Consider the following 18,927-nt stretch of genomic DNA (forward strand, 5'->3'; position numbering starts at 1 on the left):
TGTCTCAGGATGGCGAGTTGGGCTCCTGCTGGCTGCGCATGATGCAACCGAGCAGTGGTCCGGACTGGGGCAGTGTGCATGTGCCGCGTGCCGGTGAAGAAGTGGTCATCACCTTTCTGGATAACGACATTGATCGGCCACTGGTCATGGGCCAGGTCTACGGCGGCCACAAACCCGCCTGGCACTCCAGCGGTCTGATGGCAGGCTACAAAAGCAAGGAAGTCGGCGGCGGTGGTTTCAACCAGTGGGTGATGGACGACTCGACCGGCCAGGTCCGCACCCAGATCCACAGCAGCCACGGGCATACCCAGCTTAACCTCGGTTATTTGATCGACCAGCGCGGCAACAATCGCGGCGGTCTGCGCGGTACCGGGTTTGAACTGCGCACCGATGCTTACGGTGCCCTGCGCGCCCAGCAGGGTCTTTACCTCAGCACCTGGAAACGCAGCGGTGCCCAGGGCGCACAGATCGATGCCAGCGAAGCGCAGCAGCAACTGAAAAACAGCGAGCAACGCGTCAAGACCCTGTCCGACACCGCGCAACAGCACAATGCCCTGCCCATGCAGGAAGGCCTGGACAGCCTGACCCAGCTCAACAGCGATGCCGACGTGACTTACGGCAGCGACGACGGCGCCCCGAGCCAAGGCCCCGGCGAACAACAACGCAACGGCGGTGACACCGCCTGGGCGATCCGCAGCGGCGGACGAGGCAAGACACCGGGTTACCAGCAGCCATTGCTGATCGCCTCCTCCCCCGCCGACATCGCCACTGCCACGCCGAAAAGCACGCACCTGCACAGCGGCAAACACCTGACCCTGAGCACCGGCGAAGACGTCAGCATTGCTAGCGGCAAATCCCTGCTGGCCAGCGTCGCGCAAAGCATCAGCCTGTTCGCGCAGAACGCCGGAGCCAAGCTGTTTGTGGCCAAAGGCAAGATCGAGTTGCAGGCGCAAAGTGATGCGATGGAGTTGACCGCGCAGCAAGGGGTAAAGATCACCTCGACCGCTGCTGGAATAGAAATCGCTGCTCAGGACGGCATATTGCTTACCAGCGGTGGTGGCTACATCCGCATCAAGGACGGCAACATCGAGATTCACGCGCCGGGGACGATTGATGTCAAAGGGGCGAAGAAGACGTTTAGTGGGCCAGCCCAGCTTAATCGCGACCACCCTGCCTGGCCCGAGTCCTCGGTGACCCAAGCGCTCACCTTTTATGCTGGGCAAACCAACGCCGGAAGCTCCAGTGCATGGGCTGGTATGCCTTACACGTTGCGCGACGGGGCATCAGTCGTCAAAAAAGGCGTCATGGATAAAACCGGGGCAATTGACGTTGATCATCACCCCACAACCAGCAATTACACGCTAGAACTGGCCAATGGCGTGAGTTACGACATTCCGGTCGGCGGTCAGTACCAAGGCGAGCAAAGCAATGCCGAATTCGCCAACAGCGGATTTCATCGCCATAGCAACCAAACGGGTTCAACGAACTCTCGGGCAGGAACTGAGAGCAAGTTCCGGGCCCTGTACACCTCACTGAACAACCCAGAATCAGAATCGGAAACGTGATGGGAACGACTAACCCATTCGAGACCAGAGTTGCGACCGGCATGCATCCTGATGAACCTGCAGAACGGCCATGGCCTGTGCGATCAACTGTCAGCCATCCAGCTCGCCTCTCCGATCAGGCAGCGTGTCAAAAACTATAAGGACGAAACGCTCATGGAATCGCCACTTCCCCGCCTCAACAACATAACAGTGCCCATCGCACTCTCGCACACCAACAGCGCCAGGATTGTTCCGCGTTGGTTCGTCGAGGACAGCGAATTCAGCCCGATTCCAGCCACCTACCGTCCGCTGGTCAACGGTGAGGAAGCGTTCAAGGCCGTCTATGAGGCCATTGCCAAGGCTGAAAAATCCGTCGAAATCATCTGCTGGGGCTTCCAGCCTTCCATGTATTTCATCCGCGACGGATCCCACCCCTGCATTGGCGAACTGCTCAGGATCAAGGCTGCCAACGGTGTGAAGGTGCGCATACTGGGCTGGGAAATGCCCTTCAACTCCGCAGGCGTAGCAGGCGAAGGTAATCTGCCGGGCAAAGGTGTAATCCGGATAAAATCCCGGGCCATGCAAAGCTCCACGCCTGATCAGTATGACTACGATCGCGACTGGTTCTCCGAATGCGCGGTGTCCGATGGCAAGGCGGCTGAGCGAGTCAAAGGCAAATCTCCAGTGTTCGTGAGTCGTGGCTTCAGCGCCAATGAACGGTTAGAGATCAAGCACTGGGTGAAGTATGAAGCGCTCGATCCCAATATCAGCGTGGGCATGCGCCTCGTCCTGAGCGCCAGCGCCTCGCACCACCAAAAAAGTGTACTGGTAGACTATGAACTGCCCAGCGCGGTCGGCTTTGTCATGGGTCACAATTCGCTGGACGAGTATTGGGACACCGATCAACACTCTGCACTGAACCGTGAAGAAGGCACCAAGCCTGAGCCCTATCTCGGCTCGCGCGGCTCCACGCCACGCCAGGACATCTCGTGCATGTTGTCCGGGCCGATTCTCCACGATGTACACCAGAACTTCGCCATCGCCTGGCGCAAGGAAACCGGCGAGGACCTGCTTGCCTGCCGCGATTGCGATCCGACCTCCAATCGTCTCCAGTTCCAGAACGGCACGCGGTTGATGATGCAAGTGTTGCGCACCCAGGCTCAGGTGGGCCAGCCCAAAACCAACCGCAAGCACAAGGATGACGTAGGCGACCATGAAAAACCTGTCTGTGACATCCAAAGCGGTTACATGGTGGCTGCCAACAACGTCACCCAGTTCATCTACATCGAGAACCAGTACTTCCGCTGGCCGCCGCTGGCTGATCACCTCAAGACCCTGGCAGGGAAATACTTCAAAGCAGGCCGTAAGGAGCCCCTCTATCTTTTTGTCGTCACCAATGACACCAAGGACGGGGTTGGCATGGGCACAGCCAAGACCCAGGAAATGCTCGCCAGCCTCGGCAGGGCAGAAACCATTCCGGCCATCACCAAGCTGCGAATGATCAAAGAGATGAAAAGTGAAGCCCCGGTCAGACCTCGGCCGGACGGGCCAAATGATCGGGCCGGGCAGAGAAAGCTGGACGAATGGCAAGCGGAGATGGACCGGAAAACCAAGGAGATTGAAACTTCCAACTTGGTAGCCAAGGAAGTGCCAGGCTTGAAGATTCATGTCTGTTCGCTGGTCGCATTCGACTCGCCGGCGGGCAAGCCGTGGATGCCGGTTTACATCCACTCCAAGCTGATGATCGTCGATGACGTCTACACCACACACGGCTCGGCCAACATCAACACCCGCAGCATGATGGTGGATAGTGAACTGAACATCTGCCACGAGCATCCAGAGTTTAGTCAGCCGTTGCGGCGGCGGTTGTGGGATTTGCATACGAAGGGGTTAGGGGGGCAGGATGAGCCTAAAGAAGCTTTTACAGCCTGGCAGGAAATCATTGGTAACAACAAAAGACTGCAGTCGAAAAAAATGTCCCCGTACGCTCCCCTTATCGAATTCCATTACAGCGAAACTTCTATGACGGACCTTGACTGATGCGCCTGCCTCTTTTGCTCTCAAGCCTGCTGCTATTTACCTGCAGCACCGCTAGCGCCTTCACTCCAAGGACAAAGGACACTCCCTTGAATAAACTAACAGAAGTAAATTCCAAGCTGGCATTTACTTGCGTGCACGAAAAAATTCCGGCTTCCTCAATCGATACCGATGTGCTATTCCAGTATGCTCGCTGGTTACAAAAAAATAATCAGGTAAATCAGGACAAGACCGTTGATCTAGAAATCGAAAGATTGTACCGAGTTGCAGCTGAAAATCAGCACTACAAAGCAAATATCAATCTGCAGAACGGTAGCATGCGTGGCCAATTCAAACTCGGCAGCGGCGAACATCGGCGCTTGAGTCAGCAGTTGATTGACGCAAGAGTAGCGACTGGTTATTACCTGATAGCCATATTTCTTGAGCGAGGCTCCGCCGGCTTGCAGAAGGATCCGGAAATGGCCTTGCGTTACTTTCGCAAGGCGGCAGATGAAGGAAGCGACCAGGCTCAAGCTTATGTGGCGGACAAACTAGAACCGATCGAGATTGCCCCGGACATTGCAAGACAGATGCGCTGGTGCGCCGCTGAACAAGGTAATGGAAGAGCCGCGACAGCATTAGGTAACGACCAAGTAATTGACAGAAATTATCAGAAAGCCCTTAAAGCTTATCAACTTGGCGTTGCAGCGGGCGATGAAACTGCAGCCTCTTTTTTGAGCAAGGGTTTTCGTGGCCCCAAGTCAGATGATCGTCTTTACTACATAGAGCAAAAAGAGGACTTGGAGCGAGCCGAACGTTACAAAAAAATCTGGAGCCTTCTGGCTGATTGGTCTTACGCCAATCCAAAAGTCCCCGAAATCAACGAAATCGTCCCCCTGCCCCCAGCCAAGCTCCCCGCATGGGATGGCAAGCTGAAATGGGTTGAAGAGCGTGAAGCCAACGTCCCTCCGCCCAAGCCTTCCGAAGCGCTGATCGAGCAACTGGCCAAGGCCATGGTGCTTGATCCTAAAACAGGCAAGCCGTTGCCAGGCTCTCCGGTCTACAGTAAGGAAGATTGATCACAGATCCATGTGCCAAGCAAAGATTTACATGTGTCGACAGTGATCGGCACATGCAAATCTCTGCCCAAACTCAAATCCAACTCGCTCTCGTTGAACCTTATTATCACGACGCTACTATGACGGACCATGACTGATGCGCCTGACTTTGTTGATTTCGATCCTGCTGTTGGCCGCCTGCAGCTCCGGCAATGCCCTTACCTTACGGACAAAGGACGCGCCGCTGAGTCAGTTGAGCGAAATCAACGCCAAACTGGCCTTCACCTGCGTACACGAGAAAATCCCGGCCCCCTCGGCAGAAACAGACGTGTTGTTCCAGTACGCCCGCTGGTTGCAGAAAAACAATCAGATTCAGCAGGATGAAACGGTCGATATCGAGATCGGAAGACTGTACCGTATCGCGGCAGAAAACAACCACTACAAGGCCAACGTGAACCTGCAAAACGGCGCAATGCGTGGTCAGTTTAAACTTGCTGGTGGAGAACGCCTGCGTCTTAGCCAGCAATTGATAGATGCACACGTCGCTACCGGTTACTATATGGTCGCCATCTATCTTCAAAAGGGCGCGGCTGGTCTGCAACAAGATGAGGATATGTCACTGCGTTACTTTCGCAAGGCCGCAGACGAAGGAAACGCGCAAGCGCAAGCCTACGTGGCTGAAAAACTCGCGCCCATTGATATTGCACCGGACGTAGCACGTCAGATGCGAAGTTGTGCAGCGTCACAAGGCAATGGTGATGCGGCTTTGGCATTAGGAGTTAATCTATCAACTGCAAAGCAGTATCAAGCAGCTCTTGAAGCTTTTCAACTTGGAGCGGCAGCAGGTAATGAAACCGCTGCATCTTTTTTGGATAGCGGGTTTCGCGGCCCAAAACCGGATGATCGTTTGTACTACTTAGGCCAGAAAGAAGATCTTGAACGAGCGGAACGTTATAAACAAATAAGCAAATTACTCAGTAGATTATCTTACGCCAACCCAAAAGTCCCTGAAATAAATGAAATCGTCCCACTACCGCCAGCCAAGCTTCCTGCTTGGGATGGCAAGCTGAAATGGGTTGAAGAGCGTGAAGCCAACATCCCGCCGCCTAAGCCCTCTGAAGCACTGATTGCGCAACTAGCCAAGGCCATGGTGCTTGACCCTAAAACGGGCAAGCCGTTGCCAGGCTCTCCGGTCTACAGTAAGGAAGATTGATCACAGATCCATGTGCCAAGCAGAGATTTACATGTGTCGACAGTGATCGGCACATGCAAATATCTACCCGAACTCAAACCCGACACGCTCTCGTTGAACCTTATTATCACGACGCTACTACGACGGACCATGACTGATGCGCCTGACTTTGTTGCTTTCGATCCTGCTGTTGGCAGCCTGCAGCTCCGGCAATGCCCTTACCTCACGGACGAAGGACGCGCCGCTGAATCAGTTGAGCGAAGTCAACGCCAAGCTGGCATTTACCTGCGTACACGAGAAAATCCCGGTTCCTTCGTCAGAAACGGATGTGCTGTTTCAGTTCGCGCGCTGGCTGCAGAAAAACAATCAGATTCAGCAGAATGAAACGGTCGACGTCGAAATTGGCAGACTGTATCGCATCGCGGCAGAAAACAACCACTACAAGGCCAATGTCAACCTGCAGAACGGTGCTATGCGTGGCCAGTTCAAGCTCACTGGTGAGGAAAGATTACGACTTAGCCAGCAACTGATAGATGCACATGTGGCTTCGGGTTATTACATGGTCGCCGTCTACCTTGAGAAGGGTGCAGCTGGGCTGCAACAAGACGAAAATATGTCACTGCGCTACTTTCGCAACGCGGCGGATAAGGGGAGTGCGCAAGCACAAGCTTATGTGGCCGAAAAGCTAGAGTCTGATAATGCCGCAGTAGAGGTTACTCGTAATATGCGACGTTGCGCGGCTGAGCAAGGTAATGGAAAGGCTGCTGGAGCATTAGGCGTAGATCTATCGGAGGATGAGCAGTATCAAGCCGCCCTCGAAGCGTTTCAACTGGGAGTAGCAGGAGGAGATGAAAGCTCAGCATCATTTCTAAACAATGGGTTTCGCGGCCCTAAGCAGAATAATCGTATGTATTATTTGGGCCAGCATGAAGATATAGAGCGAGCAGAACGTTACAAACAGATTTGGAGCATGCTTTCAGCATTGGTCTTACGCCAATCCAAAAGTACCCGAAATCAACGAAATCGTTCCCCTGCCCCCAGCCAAACTCCCGGCCTGGGATGGCAAGCTGAAATGGGTTGAAGAGCGTGAAGCCAACATCCCGCCGCCCAAGCCTTCCGAAGCGCTGATCGAGCAGTTGGCCAAGGCCATGATTCTTGATCCTAAAACAGGCAGGCCGTTACCGGAGTCGCCGGCTTACAGCAAGGGAGACTGATCAAAAGTCTGATGACGCCGGTCCGGAAGAGATTCTGCATATGCCTATAGCGGGCGGCATATGCAAACTTGTACTCTCGTCCAAAGCTGTCCAGGACGCCATCTATGCGTTTTATGTCTTAGCATGGATCGTAAAGGAAGAATAACGTTCAAATCGATATCAAACCGTCGCAGCCATCAAGAATATCTTGGGGTGAGCGACTATCAAACACTTTCTGCCCAAGGTAAATTCCATGATCACTTTGGTGCTTTTCCTATGTGTCTTGTCTGCAGTTTTTTATATAGGTCGTGTCATTTTTCGGATCATCAGCACCGATGAAACAGGCGGGATTTCAAATGTGCTTACCCCAGCCACGTTGTTTAAAATGGCGTGCGCTTTTTTGGTCCTGTGTGTGGCTTCAGGCGCAGTATTTATAGGCGGCACAGCTAGCGCAATCAGCGGTTCAGGAGGAAGTGCCGAAGGTCAACAGCTTATGGATGCCATGTGGAGTCTCAGTAAGTTTTGCCTTTACGCAGCATCGGCTTTTGCATTAGCTGCATTGATGAGACTCCTTTCGAAATAGCGATGGCCAGTCAGCTTTTTGCGCTGGAAAAATCATGGGTCAGCCTATTGAGCTTTGGTGTTGATGGTTCACACAACGTGGTTAGCACTAAGAAGCGTCCCAAGGGACGCTTCTTGCCTGTTCGGAAATACTCAAAGCACACTCAACGGATACTCCACAATCACCCTCACCTCATCCAGATCCGATTCAAACGCCGTAGCACGAGTCGTTGCTTGGCGCACGCGCAGCGACAGGTCTTTCAGTGGCCCGGTCTGCACGATGTATTTCGCTTCGATATCGCGCTCCCAGCGTTTCTGGTCGGTCAGCGGGTTGCCTTGTGCGTCGCGGCGCATGTAGGTGCTGTTGGCGTTGGAGTAGTCGGCGTCGGTGCCTTTGCCGTAGCGGGTCATGAATGACAGGCCGGGCACGCCGAAGGTGGACATGTCGAGGTTGTAGGTGACCATCCACGAGCGTTCTTTGGGTGAGTTGAAGTCGCTGTACTGGATGGAGTTGGCCAGGTAGATGGAGTCGGACTGCCGGAGGTAGTCGAAATCGTCATCACCTTCGTTGCGCTGGTGCGAAAGCGACAGGGTGTGTGCGCCGTATTGCAGGGCGAGTTTTGCGCTCCAGATGTCGTTGTCGAATTCGCCGAGCAGTTTTTTGCCTTCGTCGGTGGCGTGGTAATAGTTCAGGCTGCTGGTCAGCGACAGGTCGTCAGAGAGCGGCAGCACGTAGGACGCTGAAGCGTATTTCTGATCCCAGGCGTCTTTAAGTCGGCTGGTGTAGAGGCCAAGGCTCAACCTGTCGGTGGCCTGATAGTCACCGCCGAAGTAGGCAACCCATGGAGAGTCCACGGCACCGCCGTAGAAGGTGACGAAACCGTCGCGCATGTTGCTGGAAACGGGCTGGCTCATGGAGTGCAGGCGACCGCCTTGCAGGGTCAGGCCGCTGATGCTGTTGTTGACGGCGGTAACGCCGCGGAAGCTTTCCGGCAGCAGTCGGGAGTCGCCGAAGGCAACCACCGGGGTGGACGGAAACACATCGCCCACGTTGACGACGGTGTCGAAGGCTCTGGCCTTCAGCGAGCCCCCGACCTTGGTGTATTCGTCACGGGCGCGGCCTTCCCCATCGACCGGCAGCACGTCGAATGCGCTGCGGCCGCCGTTGCGGCCGTCACCGGTGTCGAGCTTGATGCCGATCATGGCAAATGCATCGACCCCGACGCCGAAGGTGCCTTGAGTAAAACCTGACTGGAATCGCCCGATGATGCCTTGCGCCCACGCTTCGGAGTAGCCATTGCCGGTAGGGCTGGATTCGCCGTTGCGGTGGTCGCGGTTCATGTAGAAGTTGCGGTTGAGCACCGTCAGCGTGCTGCCTTCGATGAAGCCTTCTTTCTGCTCTTCAGCGAATACGGCAGCCGGTGCGACACCGGCGAGGGTCGAACACAGGGCCAGTGATAGAGTTTTAAGTTGAGTCATGTGCGCTCCGTCCAATCGGCAGATTGTTATAAACATGTCGATCTGGCTGTTTTTATTAACCCGAGCGCTGCCAGTGGGGCACAATCTTGAAGTAGCGAAGATAACGCCGAGGTGACGGAAAGATTACAAATATGAAAGGAAGTGCATTACAGCACGCCGTTGCTCAATAAAATAAAATACGCTTTGACCGGTGTAATCAGACATTCAAGATAGGACGAAGAGCGTCCAAGACGGCATTCCCTGGTTCAAGTGCACTCCTTCTGGCGGCTGTACCGGCCTTTTCGCGAGCAAGCTCGCTCCCACGGGGGCTGGAGCACGGGCGTGATAACGATTTGTGTAGATACGGGAATAAAAAAAGCGCCCCGAAGGACGCTTAAAGATTCGCCCCGACCAAAGGAGCAGGGAGCTACCAAGGGCGAATGGGGGTGCAGCGGGTCGGGCATCAAAGGCATCAGCCTTCGGACTTGGTCGACCGCTCGGCCTTGGCGTTGTCGTCTGTGTTGACGTAGCGCTCGGCTTTGTTGCTGCTGTTCTGTTCCTTGAAGCGCAGTTCCTGTGCAAGACGCATCTTGTCAGCCGCTGTGCTTGCGTACTCGTTGCCGTCGTCGGCGAAGGCTGCAGTGGCGGACAAGGCAGCTACGGCGAAAACCATCGACTTGATCAGTTTCATCATCATTACCTCTTTCGGTGTGTAAGGAGTTCCTTAAAAGCTCAGTGCTCGTCAGGGATGAAACAAGCTTACGTCCGGGTAGCTAACAGGAAGGTGAGCAGAGGATGACAATACTGTTAGAAAGCTGACATCTGCGAGATTACCGATTTGTAATGTTTCAGCCACTTTCCGGTTAGTGCGCACTTGGTAAGGTTGAACCACATTCAAACGGAGACAAAAGAAAATGCGCACCGCCAAATCGTTGTTACTTGCTCTGGTCATTCTTTCGCCACTGAGTGCTTACGCTTACACCACTGATGAAGTCAAAGCCACCACAGTGATCAAGGAACACCAGGCCAGCGTGCAGAAATACGCCGCTATCCATAACAAGCCGATGCCGGAGATCAAGGAGTACAAATACGGAATGAAGCTCGACGTTGCCAAGGTCATTCGCAAATCCCCGGACCTGCAAACCTGTAGCGTGATGCCGAAACTGATGACCTACGAGGACTCCAAAGGCAAGTTGAACACCGTGCAGTACCAGGTCCTGAGCGGGTGCAGAAACAGCCAATGATTCTGAACCTGCCAGGGAGGCCACCCACCGTTACATCCCCCGTCAGCCCGGACCGTTATCCGGGCTGACTTTTTTGTGTCTGCAATGCCCCGCTTCTTGCGCTTTCAAGCCTGCCTTATTCACTGATTCCTGCCTTTTTTGCAACATCACCGCATCTGCGTGGTCAACGCAAACCCCACTGTGTCGTGTCGCGATGTGTCTGGACATGGATCCGGTCCATCAAACACAGGCTCGGTTACGGTGATCGAGACACTGCACTTACGGATTCTGGAATGACGGATGCTTGAACTTGCTGCTGGTTTTATCTGCCTCACTGCGCTGCTGACCTATGTGAACTATCGCTTTATCGGTCTGCCGCCCACCATCGGTGTGATGGTCACCGCGCTGATGTTCTCTTTGCTGCTGCAAGGACTGAGTTTTCTGGGCTATCCCGGCCTGGAAGATCGCGTCCAGCAGTTGATCGGTCAGATCGACTTCGGCGACCTGCTGATGAACTGGATGCTGTCCTTCCTGCTGTTCGCCGGGGCGCTGCACGTCAACCTTGCAGACCTGAGAAGCTATCGCTGGCCCATCGGCCTGCTGGCAACCTTCGGTGTGCTGATTGCCACCACCGTGATCGGCGCGCTGGCCTACTGGATCTTCGCCCTGTTCGGCTGGCACGTCAGCCCGCTGTACTGCCTGCTGTTTGGTGCGCTGATCTCGCCCACCGACCCGATTGCCGTGCTCGGTGTGTTGCGTACCGCCAACGCCTCCAAACCGCTGAAAACCACCATCGTTGGTGAAAGCCTGTTCAACGATGGCACGGCGGTGGTGGTGTTCACCGTTCTGCTGGGTATCGCGCAGTTGGGCGAAACGCCGACGGTTGGCGAAACCGCCCTGCTGTTCGTCCACGAAGCGGTCGGCGGTGTGCTGTTCGGCGGCCTGATTGGCTATGCCGTGTACCTGATGATCAAAAGCATCGAGCAGTATCAGATCGAAGTCATGCTGACTCTCGCACTGGTGATCGGCGGCTCGGCGATGGCCTCCGAGCTGCATGTGTCAGGCCCTATCGCGATGGTCGTGGCCGGGCTGATCATCGGCAACCTGGGACGTAATCTGGCGATGAACGACATGACCCGTCGTTACATGGACGGTTTCTGGGAGTTGCTGGATGACATGCTCAACGCGCTGCTGTTCGCGCTGATCGGCATGGAGTTGTTGCTGTTGCCGTTCTCGTGGCAGCACCTGATTGCGGCCAGCCTGCTGGCAGCGGCGATTCTGCTGTCGCGCTTTGTCACCGTGGCCCCGGCTATTCTGCTGCTGCGTCGCTGGCGTAAGGTGCCGCACGGTACGATCCGCATCCTGACCTGGGGCGGCTTGCGCGGCGGTGTCTCGGTGGCACTGGCGCTGGCCTTGCCCACCGGGCCGGAGCGCGACCTGCTGCTGAGCATCACCTACATCGTGGTGTTGCTGTCGATCCTCTTGCAAGGCCTGACGATCGGTAAGCTGGTGCATGCCGTCACCCGTTCGCCTCAGGCGAAAGAGCCGGCAGAGCATTGATCAGACGGATGCAGCGGCGCGCCGGTACTCACTGGGCGTCTGCTGCATCTCCACGCGGAAATGCCGGTTGAAGTTGGACAGGTTGGCGTAACCCACTTCAAAGCAGATGTCCGACACCGACATCTCGCTGTGCAGCAGCAACCGGCAAGCCCGCTGAACCCGCAGCTTGCGCATCAGATCAATAAAACAATGCCCGGTGGTGCGTTTGAAGAAGCGCGAAAAGCCCGGATCACTCATGTCCAGCCGTTGCGCGATGACTGACAGGCGAATATCGCTGGTCAATTCAGTCAGTAGATAATCGAACGCCTTGTTGATCCGCTCGGAACTGCGCGCATCCAGGGTCGGGGCATACCAGGCGCTGGCCAGCAGACGAGCCTCCTGCACAGGTGCCTTCATCAGCGTGTTGACCAGTTGCAGAAACAGAATCAGCCGTTCCAGGCCTTGTGCCGGGCCGATCTGCTCCAGCAGTTGCGCAGCCTGCATGGCCGTTTCGCCGGTGAACTGCAACCCGCGACGTGCCTGTTCGAACAGACGCCGCAAATCGCCCAGTTCCGGCAGCGTTCCACGTAGCGCCAGCAACGCCGCGCCATCGAACTGCAACACCACGTCACGCCCGGCCAAGTGCTCGCCGGGGGCCAGATCGCCGATCCAGTCGTGAGGCAAATCGGGACCGATCAGAGCCACATGACCGGCACCGAACTCACCGATGTAATCACCGGCCACCAGCTTGCCACTGCCCTGGCGGATCAGGTGGATTTCAAATTCTGGATGGTGGTTCCAGCGGGCCAGCGAGTAGGGATAGTCGTGCTCGTACCAGCGAAAGCAGTGGTCTGGTTGCGGGAGAATAACCTCAAGCTCGGCGGGACGCTGCTCAAACAAAGCCGCTCGGCTGTCAGGCACTGGATGCCCCTTTTATCGTTATGAATGCGCTGTGGACAACTAAACATACGCCCTGCCGCTCGGCCAGTGCTAGCTCACAATTAATCCGCCACTGATACTTTTTTGCTTTCAGAGCGCCGCGTGGCAAGCGGTTAAAAAAGTATCAGCCGATCGTTCGCCATGCGTTTGTTCAGGCCGCAACAGGCTGCTGTAATCGAGCCGTCCACCATGGTGATTCAGCCGTGGCCAACAACAAAAACAATGACTCCCGCCAGCCAAGGCGCGGGATGGAGTGCCCTGAGATGAACATCCGCAAAGCGCTTTTCCTGTCAGCGGGCGTGTCCGTCGCCCTCAGCAGCATGGTCGCGCAGGCCGCCGAGACCGTTACCATCGCTACCGTCAACAACGGCGACATGATCCGCATGCAGCGCCTGTCGAAAATCTTCGAACAGCAGCATCCTGATATCAAACTCAATTGGGTAGTGCTCGAAGAAAACGTCCTGCGCCAGCGCCTGACCACCGACATTGCCACGCAGGGCGGCCAGTTCGACGTGCTGACCATCGGCACCTACGAAACGCCACTGTGGGGCGCCAAGCAATGGCTGGAGCCAATCACCGGCCTTGCGCCCGAGTACGAACTGGAAGACATATTTCCCTCAGTGCGCCAGGGTTTGTCGGTCAAGGACACGCTCTATGCCCTGCCCTTTTATGGCGAAAGCACGATCACCTATTACCGCACCGACCTGTTCAAGCAGGCAGGTCTGAGCATGCCGCAGCAGCCAACCTGGACCCAACTGGGTGAGTTCGCGGCGAAGCTGCATCAGCCCGACAAAGGTATTTACGGCATGTGCCTGCGCGGCAAGGCCGGTTGGGGCGAGAACATCGCGCTGCTGAGCACCATGGCCAACGCGTTTGGCGCGCGCTGGTTCGATGAGCAATGGAAACCGCAATTGACCAGCCCGGAATGGAGCAAGGCTGCGAATTTCTATGTCAACACCCTGAAAAAGTATGGCCCGCCGGGCGTGTCTAGCAACGGCTTCAACGAAACCCTCGCGCTGTTCAACAGCGGCAAATGCGCCTTGTGGGTCGACGCCAGCGTGGCCGGCTCTTTCACGACGGACAAGGAACAGAGCAAGGTGGTCGACAGCGTCGGCTTTGCACCTGCGCCGGTTGAAGTGACTGACAAGGGCTCATCATGGCTTTACGCCTGGTCGCTGGCGATACCGGCCACCTCAAAGCACAAGGACGCGGCTAAGACGTTCATCACCTGGGCGACGTCCAAAGCCTATATCCAGCAGGTCGCCGAGAAAGACGGCATCAGTGATGTGCCGCCTGGCACACGCGCCTCCACCTACAGCGAGGCTTACCTGAAAGCTGCGCCGTTCGCCAAGGTCACGCTGCAAATGATGCAACACGCCGACCCGGCGCACCCCTCGGCCAAGCCTGTACCCTACGTTGGTATCCAGTACGTGACCATTCCCGAGTTCCAGGCCATCGGCACCTCGGTCGGCAAGTTGTTCTCCGCTGCCGTGACTGGCCAGACCACCACTGAACAGGCGCTCAGCGCTGCACAGGCCGTCACCGAACGCGAGATGAAACGCGCCGGTTATCCGAAGTAAAGCTGCGGCCCTCAACTGTATTGGACGGATGATGAACCCATGAAACGACTTGAAGGTAAAAGCGCGCTGATCACCGGATCGGCGCGAGGCATCGGGCGGGCGTTTGCCCAGGCATATATCCAGGAAGGTGCTCGTGTAGCCATTGCCGATATCAATCTGCAACGCGCGCAAGCCACGGCGAACGAGCTGGGGCCGAACGCCTACGCGGTCAGCATGGACGTGACGGACCAGGCGTCCATCGATCAGGCCATCGCCGCTGTGGTCGCACAGACCGGCAAGCTGGATATCCTGATCAACAACGCCGCGCTGTTTGATCTGGCACCAATTGTCGGTATCACCCGCGACAGTTACGAGCGGCTGTTTTCGATCAACGTCGCGGGCACCCTGTTCACGTTGCAGGCAGCAGCCAGGCAAATGATTGCCCAGGGGCACGGCGGCAAGATCATCAACATGGCCAGTCAGGCTGGTCGGCGTGGCGAGGCGCTGGTGGCGGTGTACTGCGCGACCAAGGCTGCGGTGATCAGCCTGACCCAATCGGCCGGACTGGACCTCATCAAGCATGGCATCAACGTCAACGCCATCGCACCGGGCGTGGTCGATGGCGAACACTGGGATGGCGTGGATGCGATGTTCGCCCGCTATGAAAACCGCCCGCTGGGCGAGAAGAAGAAGCTGGTCGGCGAGCAGGTGCCATACGGACGTATGGGCACGGCGGATGACCTGACCGGCATGGCGATTTTCCTTGCGTCGCCGGACAGTGAATACGTCGTCGCCCAGACCTATAACGTCGATGGTGGCAACTGGATGAACTGAGGTGGACTGCCTGCAAAGATGAGCAAGTCCGTGCAAAAAGGCCCGTCGCTGCTTCCATTGCCGGAGCGATTGGCTAAGATGCGCGGACCGCCTGTTGTCTTGGCGGCTCATCAAGGAGCACGAATGTCCACTGAAGAGGAGATCGCCATTTCCGGCGGTACACCTATGATCCCCGATCAGCGCCGGGAGCTGATGCTGCGTCAATTGCGCAAGCATCAGGTGCTCAGCGTTCATCAGTTGATGGAGATGTTCGACTGCTCGCACATGACCATCCGCCGCGATATCGCCCAGCTGGAACAGGAAGGCCGGGCCTATTCAGTCACCGGAGGCGTGCGTATCGCCAGCCAGGTCCACAGCGAGCCCAGCCATCAGTCCAAGGCGGTTATAGAGCTGCCGCACAAGCAGGGCATGGCGAGGCTCGCGGCGGGTTTGCTGCATCCGGACATGACGATTTACCTGGACGCGGGCACCAGCACACTGGAAATCGTGCCGCATATCATTGCGTTGTCAGGCATGACCGTGGTGACCAATGATTTCGGCGTAGTCAACGCGCTGGCCGACGCTGCGCATGTGGATGTGATTCACACCGGCGGGCTGCTCGATCATCCGAACCGCTCCAGCGTCGGTGGGCTGGCGGCAGCGACGTTGCGGCAACTGGCGACCGATGTGGCCTTCATGTCGACCAGCTCGTGGGACCTGCAACGTGGCACGACTACGCCGTCGGCGCTGAAAGTTGAGGTCAAACAGGCCGCCATGCAGTCAGCCTCGCAAACCGTATTGGTCGCGACCAGCTCGAAATACGGCACCTTCGGCATGTACAAGGTGGCCGGGCTCGAGCAGTTCGACACCATCATCACCGATGCCGCGCTTGCTGAAGCCGCAGCGGATGGTATCCGTAAGCAGCGTATCGAACTGCTGCTGGCACCGGTGGGTGGCAAGCGCTAATGTGGTGTTTTTGAAACACCGCACTAGCGCTTTCATACCGAACTTTCGCCATGACCAAGAACCATTAATCGCTGCAGACGCGCCTCGCGCATTATAAAACCACCCTTCAAAACAGCCGCTTCTGAAAAAATAAGCGCTTATGGGTTGGAGGGAAGTTATTGAGATGCACAAACTCAGTGGCGCCATTTCGCTTATAGAGGGACGTTGCCTGGAAGTCAAAGGTTCAAAGGGAGCCATTGGTATAAGTTGCCCAGACACCAGAGCCCAGGCATGCTTGAAAAATTCATTTTTTAAGGGTGCCGCTTCAATCCTCATAAAAATAGCAATGCCGGGCAGGCAGCTCTTTAGCCAGCAAACGTATCCCTGCGGGCGCTCAATCTGTCAGCGAAGTGGCCCGTTGAGTTGTTTTAACAAGGTATAGCGACTGGTTAATTCACCACAATAGTGAGGGAGTAGCGCAATCAATACGTACCCGCACCGTAAGTACCACTGAGCTACCTCGTCATTCAATGTTTCTATGAGCGCATCCACACAGCCTCTCTCCATTGCCAATGCCTCGACTCTGTTAAGGCACGCAGCGCCTAGCCCACGACTGCGCCACTGCTCGTCCACCCAAAGGTAATTTATAAACAAGCGTTGAAACTCGGTTCTGCCGGTTACTCCACCAATTAATATGCCTTCTTCCTTAGCCAGGCAGGCAATGGATTCTGGTTTTCCGCCCTGCGATTGCGGGAGCGCGCGGCCGTGGCGAATGACGTAATCACTGATAGCGTTCAGATCCGCCTCGTTGCAGTCAACGCCTGTTATCCACTCCCTCATGTCACTTTTCCATTTTGAAGTTAGCAACATGCAAGCAAACACTGAGCCAATTCTATTCATGACTGCCCAAAGCAGAATGCCTTCAAGATGGCTGATATCAGACGCAAATAGCAGGCATAAAAAAACCCCGGTCTCTCGACCGGGGTTTTTTATTCAGCGCGGGCTAAGTATCAAGCCTTGGCTTTCTTGGCAGCGCGGGTACGCTCGCTTTCGTCCAGGATCTTCTTGCGAAGACGGATGGACTTCGGCGTTACTTCGCACAGCTCGTCGTCCTGGATGAATTCCAGAGCCTGTTCAAGGGTGAACTTGACAGGTGGAACCAGAGCGATGGTTTCGTCTTTGCCCGAAGCACGCATGTTGTCGAGCTTCTTGCCTTTGGTAGGGTTCACACCCAGGTCGTTGTCGCGGCTGTTCAGACCAACGATCTGACCACCGTAGATTTCCTGACCGTGCTCGACGAACAGCTTGCCGCGCGCCTGCAGGGTTTCCAGGGAGTAGGTGAGTGCCTTGCCGGTTTCAACCGAAACCAGAACGCCGTTCTGACGGCCGGACATGTCGCCGGACTTCATCACGTCGTAACGGTCGAAGATCGAGGTCAGGATGCCAGCACCGGAGGTGAGGGTCAGGAACTCGTTACGGAAACCGATCAGGCCACGGGCCGGGATGTTGTACTCAAGGCGAACACGGCCTTTGCCATCCGGAACCATGTTGGTCAGGTCGCCTTTACGCAGACCCATTTGCTCCATGATCGCGCCTTGGGATTCTTCCGGCAGGTCGATGGTCACGTTTTCGTACGGTTCGTGCTTAACGTCACCTACGCGACGGATGATCACTTCCGGACGACCAACACCCATTTCGAAGCCTTCGCGACGCATGGTTTCGATCAGTACCGAGAGGTGCAGCTCACCACGGCCGGAGACCTTGAACTTGTCGGCGGTGTCGCCTTCTTCAACGCGCAGGGCAACGTTGTACAGCAGTTCCTTGTCCAGACGTTCCTTGATGTTACGGCTGGTGACGAACTTGCCTTCCTTGCCGCAGAACGGCGAATCGTTAACCTGGAAGGTCATCGAAACGGTTGGCTCGTCGACGGTCAGCGGCTTCATCGCTTCAACATTCAGCGGATCGCACAGGGTGTCGGAGATGAACAGCTGGTCGAAGCCGCTGATGCAGACGATGTCGCCGGCAGCTGCTTCTTCAACGTCCACACGGTGCAGACCGTGGTGACCCATCAGCTTCAGGATACGACCGGTGCGCTTCTTGCCTTCGGCATCGATAGCAACAACCGGGGTGTTTGGCTTGACGCGACCGCGAGCGATACGGCCAACACCGATGACGCCCAGGAAGCTGTTGTAGTCCAGAGCCGAGATCTGCATCTGGAACGGGCCGTCACGGTCAACTTTTGGCGCAGGAACGTGATCGACGATCGACTGGTACAGCGGAGTCATGTCTTCAGCCATGTCGGTGTGTTCCAGACCGGCAATGCCGTTCAGGGCCGAGGCGTAGACGACTTTGAAGTCCAGCTGTTCTTCGGTGGCACCCAGGTTGTCGAACAGGTCGAAGATCTGGTCCAGAACCCAGTCCGGACGCGCGCCTGGACGGTCAACCTTGTTGATGACCACGATTGGACGCAGGCCGGCTTCGAAAGCCTTCTTGGTCACAAAACGGGTTTGCGGCATAGGGCCGTCCTGGGCATCAACCAGCAGCAGTACGGAGTCAACCATCGACATCACGCGCTCTACTTCACCACCGAAGTCGGCGTGGCCCGGGGTGTCCACGATGTTGATGTGGTAGCCATTCCAGTTGATCGCGGTGTTCTTCGCGAGAATGGTAATACCGCGCTCTTTTTCCTGGTCGTTGGAGTCCATCACGCGCTCGTCGTTGAGCTCGTTGCGCTCAAGGGTGCCGGACTGGCGCAGGAGTTTGTCTACCAGGGTGGTCTTACCATGGTCAACGTGAGCAATGATGGCGATGTTGCGTAGATTTTCGATCACTTGTGTATCTCGATCAGAGGATTCGGTCTGCTGACTGTTTATAAGGCAGCGATTAA

The 18,927-nt window shown here is 56.2% G+C and carries 15 protein-coding genes and 1 pseudogene; 11 read left to right on the top strand and 5 right to left on the bottom strand.

All coding sequences use genetic code 11. The features are described 5' to 3' along the window. The 6 genes and pseudogenes from RYC18_RS05780 to RYC18_RS05805 form a co-directional block, all read left to right on the top strand. On the top strand, nt 1–1,565 hold a 1,565-nt coding region (locus RYC18_RS05780; RefSeq protein ID WP_316884210.1), incomplete at its 5' end, for a DUF2345 domain-containing protein. A 153-nt stretch (nt 1,566–1,718) separates the two neighbouring features. Continuing rightward, nucleotides 1,719–3,584 (top strand): phospholipase D-like domain-containing protein, encoded by a 1,866-nt coding sequence (locus RYC18_RS05785; RefSeq protein ID WP_316884339.1) that lies wholly within the window; start codon nt 1,719–1,721, stop codon nt 3,582–3,584. After that, a complete protein-coding gene (locus RYC18_RS05790) occupies nt 3,584–4,639 on the top strand; it encodes a sel1 repeat family protein (protein ID WP_316884212.1) in 1,056 nt (351 codons plus the stop codon). Before RYC18_RS05785 ends, RYC18_RS05790 begins: the two co-directional genes overlap by 1 nt. A 136-nt stretch (nt 4,640–4,775) precedes the next feature. Continuing rightward, nucleotides 4,776–5,831, top strand: a complete 1,056-nt coding sequence (locus RYC18_RS05795) for a sel1 repeat family protein (protein WP_316884214.1) — start codon at nt 4,776–4,778, stop codon at nt 5,829–5,831. Between the two features lie 136 nt (nt 5,832–5,967). After that, nucleotides 5,968–7,024 (top strand): annotated as a pseudogene (locus tag RYC18_RS05800) (DUF6396 domain-containing protein). A gap of 232 nt (nt 7,025–7,256) precedes the next feature. Beyond that, entirely contained in the window at nt 7,257–7,586 is a 330-nt protein-coding gene (locus tag RYC18_RS05805; RefSeq protein ID WP_072367121.1) for a hypothetical protein, read from the top strand. A 131-nt stretch (nt 7,587–7,717) separates the two neighbouring features. On the opposite strand, the gene RYC18_RS05810 is transcribed toward RYC18_RS05805, so the two are convergent. Then, on the bottom strand, nt 7,718–9,043 hold the full coding sequence (locus RYC18_RS05810; protein WP_316884219.1) for an OprD family porin: 1,326 nt from the start codon (nt 9,041–9,043) through the stop codon (nt 7,718–7,720). A gap of 451 nt (nt 9,044–9,494) precedes the next feature. Next, nucleotides 9,495–9,719, bottom strand: coding sequence for a hypothetical protein (locus tag RYC18_RS05815; protein ID WP_004663296.1), 225 nt, complete (start codon nt 9,717–9,719; stop codon nt 9,495–9,497). Between the two features lie 217 nt (nt 9,720–9,936). Between RYC18_RS05815 and RYC18_RS05820 the strand changes: the two genes are divergently transcribed. After that, nucleotides 9,937–10,266: a DUF2790 domain-containing protein gene (locus RYC18_RS05820; protein WP_004663292.1), complete on the top strand. Its 330-nt coding sequence runs from the start codon at nt 9,937–9,939 to the stop codon at nt 10,264–10,266. A 279-nt stretch (nt 10,267–10,545) separates the two neighbouring features. Beyond that, entirely contained in the window at nt 10,546–11,805 is a 1,260-nt protein-coding gene (locus RYC18_RS05825) for a cation:proton antiporter (protein ID WP_004654928.1), read from the top strand. Here RYC18_RS05825 and RYC18_RS05830 read toward each other — a convergent pair whose 3' ends face one another. Then, nucleotides 11,806–12,705, bottom strand: a complete 900-nt coding sequence (locus RYC18_RS05830) for an AraC family transcriptional regulator (protein ID WP_316884244.1) — start codon at nt 12,703–12,705, stop codon at nt 11,806–11,808. Between the two features lie 281 nt (nt 12,706–12,986). On the opposite strand from RYC18_RS05830, the gene RYC18_RS05835 reads away from it, so the two are divergent. From RYC18_RS05835 to RYC18_RS05845, 3 genes are all read left to right on the top strand, one after another. Beyond that, on the top strand, nt 12,987–14,303 hold the full coding sequence (locus RYC18_RS05835; protein WP_316884245.1) for a sugar ABC transporter substrate-binding protein: 1,317 nt from the start codon (nt 12,987–12,989) through the stop codon (nt 14,301–14,303). A 39-nt stretch (nt 14,304–14,342) separates the two neighbouring features. Continuing rightward, nucleotides 14,343–15,116 carry an L-iditol 2-dehydrogenase gene (locus RYC18_RS05840; RefSeq protein WP_005745101.1) on the top strand — a complete coding sequence of 258 codons (774 nt, stop codon included), beginning with the start codon at nt 14,343–14,345 and terminating at the stop codon, nt 15,114–15,116. Nucleotides 15,117–15,239: 123 nt separating this feature from the next. Further along, nucleotides 15,240–16,061 carry a DeoR/GlpR family DNA-binding transcription regulator gene (locus RYC18_RS05845; RefSeq protein ID WP_002555713.1) on the top strand — a complete coding sequence of 274 codons (822 nt, stop codon included), beginning with the start codon at nt 15,240–15,242 and terminating at the stop codon, nt 16,059–16,061. A 381-nt stretch (nt 16,062–16,442) separates the two neighbouring features. On the opposite strand, the gene RYC18_RS05850 is transcribed toward RYC18_RS05845, so the two are convergent. Together RYC18_RS05850 and typA are read right to left on the bottom strand one after the other, a co-directional pair. Next, nucleotides 16,443–16,880 (bottom strand): GNAT family N-acetyltransferase, encoded by a 438-nt coding sequence (locus RYC18_RS05850; protein ID WP_005781517.1) that lies wholly within the window; start codon nt 16,878–16,880, stop codon nt 16,443–16,445. Nucleotides 16,881–17,050: 170 nt separating this feature from the next. Further along, nucleotides 17,051–18,871: a translational GTPase TypA gene (gene typA / locus RYC18_RS05855; RefSeq protein WP_004654937.1), complete on the bottom strand. Its 1,821-nt coding sequence runs from the start codon at nt 18,869–18,871 to the stop codon at nt 17,051–17,053. Between the last annotated feature and the right edge of the window lie 56 nt (nt 18,872–18,927).

The organism is Pseudomonas syringae group sp. 247E2 (assembly GCF_032587795.1).
Taxonomy (GTDB): domain Bacteria; phylum Pseudomonadota; class Gammaproteobacteria; order Pseudomonadales; family Pseudomonadaceae; genus Aquipseudomonas; species Aquipseudomonas amygdali.